Genomic DNA, 4,203 nt, shown 5'->3' with positions numbered 1-4,203 from the left:
TCATAAATGTAAAGATTTGAATAATACTGAATCTTAGTGAATTTATGAAATAAAAATGATCTTTTTATACAAAGACAATTATTTACTAGTACTTGAGATGTAAACAAATTTTTGGGAGGGATACATTGTGTCAAAATCACCTACATCAACTAAAGAAGTAAACTATGATTTATTTAAGAGAAAAAGAACTTATCTAACTGATGAACATGAGATGTTTAGAACATCTCTACAAAAGTTTCTCGAAAAGGAAGCAGTTCCTTACATTGAGAAATGGGAAGAAGAAAAATATACTCCACGAGAATTCTATGAAAAATTGGGAGCACATGGTTTTCTCTGCCCGCAAATCGAAACGAAATATGGTGGGCTTGAACTAGATTTTGCGTTTAATTTGATCTTAGCTGAAGAGTTATTCCGTGTTGGAGTCGGTACTTTAGCAAGCACGAGCAGTTCTATCATTGTCCCTTATCTAGAAAGATTTGGTAACGAAGAACAAAAGAGCAAGTATCTGCCTAAATGTGTAAGTGGAGAAATTACAGCGGCAGTTGCTATGACGGAACCTAGCATAGGCTCTGATCTCGCCAATATGAGTACATCAGCTGTACGCGATGGGGACCACTATATCCTTAATGGGGAGAAAACCTTTATCTCCAATGGAATCAATGCAGGGCTGTTCTTCGTTGCGGTCAAAACAGATCCAAAAGCGATTCCAGCTCGAAAAGGAATTAGTATCATTATGGTTGAAACTGATACACCGGGATTTTCACGTGGTAAAAAGTTGAAAAAACTAGGTCAGCATTCTACGGATACTGTTGAATTAGTTTTTGATGATGCGCGAGTTCCAGCAGCTAATTTACTTGGTGAGGAAGGCAATGGGTTCTATTACCTGATGGATCGGCTGCAACAGGAGCGCCTCTTAATCGCAAACAGTGCATTAGTTGTTGCTGAAGAGATGCTAAAGTCAACAATTAGCTACGTAAAAGAAAGACAAGCATTTGGAAAGCCGATTAGTTCATTTCAAAATACTCAATTTGAGATTGCTGAAATGGCAACCGAATTAACAATGGCGCAAACATTCATTGACGATTTAGCAAATAAACATTTGAACGGCGAAAATATCGTAACACAGATATCTATGGCTAAATGGTTCATAACAGATATGGCAAGACGGATGTCTGCACGGTGCTTACAGCTTTATGGCGGATACGGTTTTATGGAAGAATATCCGATTGCACGTCGCTACCGTGATGTTGCAGTCATGCCAATATATGGTGGTACAACGGAAATTATGAAAAATATTATTGCTAAAAACATTGGTTTGTAAGTAGAACTTTCATATTTTCCTATAAGAAATGAAAGTTTGCTCCATTAAAATTTGAAGCGAAACGGACCACTAAATAAAAAAACGGTACAAGCCAGACTGGCCGTTTTGAGTAACGTGAAATTCGGAAAATTAATTCGGAGCACGGTGCTTAAAGCGGTCTTTTTATCTAATCATTATTTTAGATTAGTAGGGTATTACAAAAAAGCATATATACTTGGATTTTATCTATAATCAAATTAACAGTAAGGGATGACAGGAAATGAAATTTGAAACGAAGATTGGGATGTCTAAAACAGATGCGATTTATGTTCATGGCTATAATTTGACGGAAGATTTAATAGGTAAAATAACACTGGCAGATATGGCGTTATTAGGTGCTCTTCATCGTCGACCTACTGAAGAAGAGTCTAAAATGCTCAATGCCTGTATGGTGGCTATTTGTGAACATGGCTTTACCCCAAGCTCCGTTGCCGCCCGGTTAACATATTTAGGGGCACCAGAGGCAGTACAAGCAGCAGTAGCAGCTGGTTTATTGGGAGCAGGTTCCGTTTACCTTGGGGCGATGGAAAATACGGCACAAATGCTTCAAGAAGGCTGGGAAAAATATGGCCATAATCATGATGCTGCCTTCGTCGCAGCCAGTATTTTAGAAGAACGAAAAGCAAAAAAATTACAAGTGATTGGATTTGGGCATCCAATCCATAAGCCAGTTGATCCGCGTACACCTAAGTTATTTGCTTTAGCCGAAGAATTAGGATTTAGCGGGAAAAACATTATTTTAATGAAAGAAATTCACCGCCAAATGAATGAACAAAAGGGAAAGCAAATTACTTTGAATGCTGCTGGGGCTATCGGGGCAATTCTCTCGGATATGAATTTGCATTTCAGTATTGTAAGAGCATTCGCAGTCGCAGCACGTGCAGTTGGATTAATTGGTCATATTGTTGAAGAAATGGAGGCGGGAAGAAAAGACAGTATGGGTCAGAAGCTTTTTGATCATATTGAAGAAAATACGATATACACAAATGATTGTCTAGTGAAATAAAAGGACATAGCTTATCTACTTTTACACTNNAAGGTGATAGGTATGCAATTAGAAGATTATCTAAAAATAAACCATCCAAATGTTTTGAAAGAGTATAAGCGTTTTGTACGAGGTTTTGTTCCTTCAATTGGTTCTGAATTAATTTATTTAGTAGATGATGCTAATGGTAGCTCTGGACAGTCTATGGTGGTAACGGGGTACAGTGCTTTAGGATGTGGTATGGATGTATTCATAGAGCTGAAAAATCAATCGAGCGGTAATTTTAGTTTATGTTCTATTAAAAAATGGCCTGCACAGGTCAAAGTTAAAAAAGGAGAATTAATTGCAATTGATCAGGTTAAAATTAATGATTCATTATGATGGGAAACTTACAACTGGACAATAGAAATAAATCCTTTTTGACAGGCTGTTAAAATGATATTTCAACGGTCTAGTTTTTACCTAGCTTTTGAGAATGGTAGAAATTAGGCCGCGATTATTTTTGGGATAAGTGGTTCCCGAAGATCATTTTGATCGTTAGTTTAATTATGGAACTTTATGTAACAAATGTGATTATACAATGCGGTTAATCTTTGTAATAGTAAGAAAATAAAATAATTCGATAGGGGGTATAGATCATGAAAGCTGCAAAATTTTATAGTGCGTTAAATATACAAATTGAAGAAGTTCAACAATCGAAAATAGACGATGGAATAGTAAAAATCGCGGTAGAATGGGCTGGAATTTGTGGAAGTGATATGCATGAGTTCTTGGCTGGCCCTTTTTTTGCTAAATCAAAAGTAACTTTAGGACATGAATTTTCTGGTACTGTCGTAGAGATTGGAGCGGGAGTAACAAAAGTTTCGGTTGGTGACCGAGTTGTAGTGGAACCTTTTTATAGCTGTGGTGATTGTGATGCTTGTACAGAAGGATTATACAATTTGTGTAAAAAAGTAGAGTGCTATGGGTTTTCTGATGATGGTGGTTTTGCTGAATTTGTTACGGTGCGTGAATCTAGGATTTATAAGATTCCAGATGAATTAGGCTTTGAGGTAGCAGCACTAGTTGAGCCTACAGCAGTTGCACTTCATGCAGTTCGAAAAAGTCAATTAAAAAGCGGAGACAGTTGTGCAATATATGGAGCTGGACCAATCGGACTTTTATTAGTTCAGGTAGCAAAAGTGATAGGCGCAAAAGAAATAATCGTAGTGGAATTGTCAGAAGAACGCCGTAAAAAAGCACTTGAAATTGGGGCCACACACGTTATTAATCCTGAAAATGAAAAACCAGTTAAAGAGATAAATAAGATTGTACGTGGGGGAGTCCATGTCGCATTTGACGCTGCAGGTGCAGAATCATCTTTCATAGCTGCCTTAGCAAGTTTAAGACATACCGGCGAACTTATGATCGTTTCGCTTTGGGAGAAAAATGTTTCATTCTCTCCGAATATGCTAGTGATTGGAGAAAGGAAAATTAATTCATCTTTAGGATATCGCCATAATTTCCAAGAAGTCATCCATTTATTAGCTAGTGGAAAAATTGATGGTTCTAAATTAATTACAAATAAAATTTATATAGATGATATTGTAAAAAAAGGATTTGAGAAACTGAAAAACGATAAAACACAATGCAAGATCTTAGTAACCCCAAAAGAAAGTAATATTTAATACTTGATTACATTAGTATTCAGAATTGCCTAACCATTAAAAATGCCAAAATCATAGGAGGAACTTATGAATATCGTTGAAAAAATAAAATCCCCATACTTGGGCGGAAAAGTAGAAACTGCAACATTGCCAAATGGAGCTATAGCTAATAAAAATTTAGCGATAGGGGGTTCTAAAGAGCCCCAAATCCT

Annotated in this window: 4 protein-coding genes; all 4 read left to right on the top strand. The window is 36.7% G+C overall.

Annotated features, from left to right (window positions below):
* Positions 1-124: 124 nt before the first annotated feature.
* The 4 genes from V7137_RS29040 to V7137_RS29025 all read left to right on the top strand — a co-directional run bounded on the left by V7137_RS29040 (position 125) and on the right by V7137_RS29025 (position 4,012).
* The gene (locus tag V7137_RS29040; RefSeq protein ID WP_335701278.1) at positions 125-1,321 is read left to right on the top strand and encodes an acyl-CoA dehydrogenase family protein; all 1,197 of its coding nucleotides are present in this window, start codon (positions 125-127) and stop codon (positions 1,319-1,321) included.
* A 259-nt stretch (positions 1,322-1,580) separates the two neighbouring features.
* A complete protein-coding gene (locus V7137_RS29035; RefSeq protein WP_335701277.1) occupies positions 1,581-2,366 on the top strand; it encodes a citryl-CoA lyase in 786 nt (261 codons plus the stop codon).
* Between the two features lie 42 nt (positions 2,367-2,408).
* Positions 2,409-2,726 (top strand): hypothetical protein, encoded by a 318-nt coding sequence (locus V7137_RS29030; protein WP_335701276.1) that lies wholly within the window; start codon positions 2,409-2,411, stop codon positions 2,724-2,726.
* Positions 2,727-2,983: 257 nt separating this feature from the next.
* The gene (locus tag V7137_RS29025; protein WP_335701275.1) at positions 2,984-4,012 is read left to right on the top strand and encodes a 2,3-butanediol dehydrogenase; all 1,029 of its coding nucleotides are present in this window, start codon (positions 2,984-2,986) and stop codon (positions 4,010-4,012) included.
* Positions 4,013-4,203: the final 191 nt, after the last annotated feature.

The organism is Neobacillus drentensis (assembly GCF_036962765.1).
Classification (GTDB): domain Bacteria; phylum Bacillota; class Bacilli; order Bacillales; family Cytobacillaceae; genus Neobacillus; species Neobacillus drentensis_C.
Note: the sequence above shows the minus strand (reverse complement) of the source record. Positions and strands in the feature narration are given on the sequence as shown.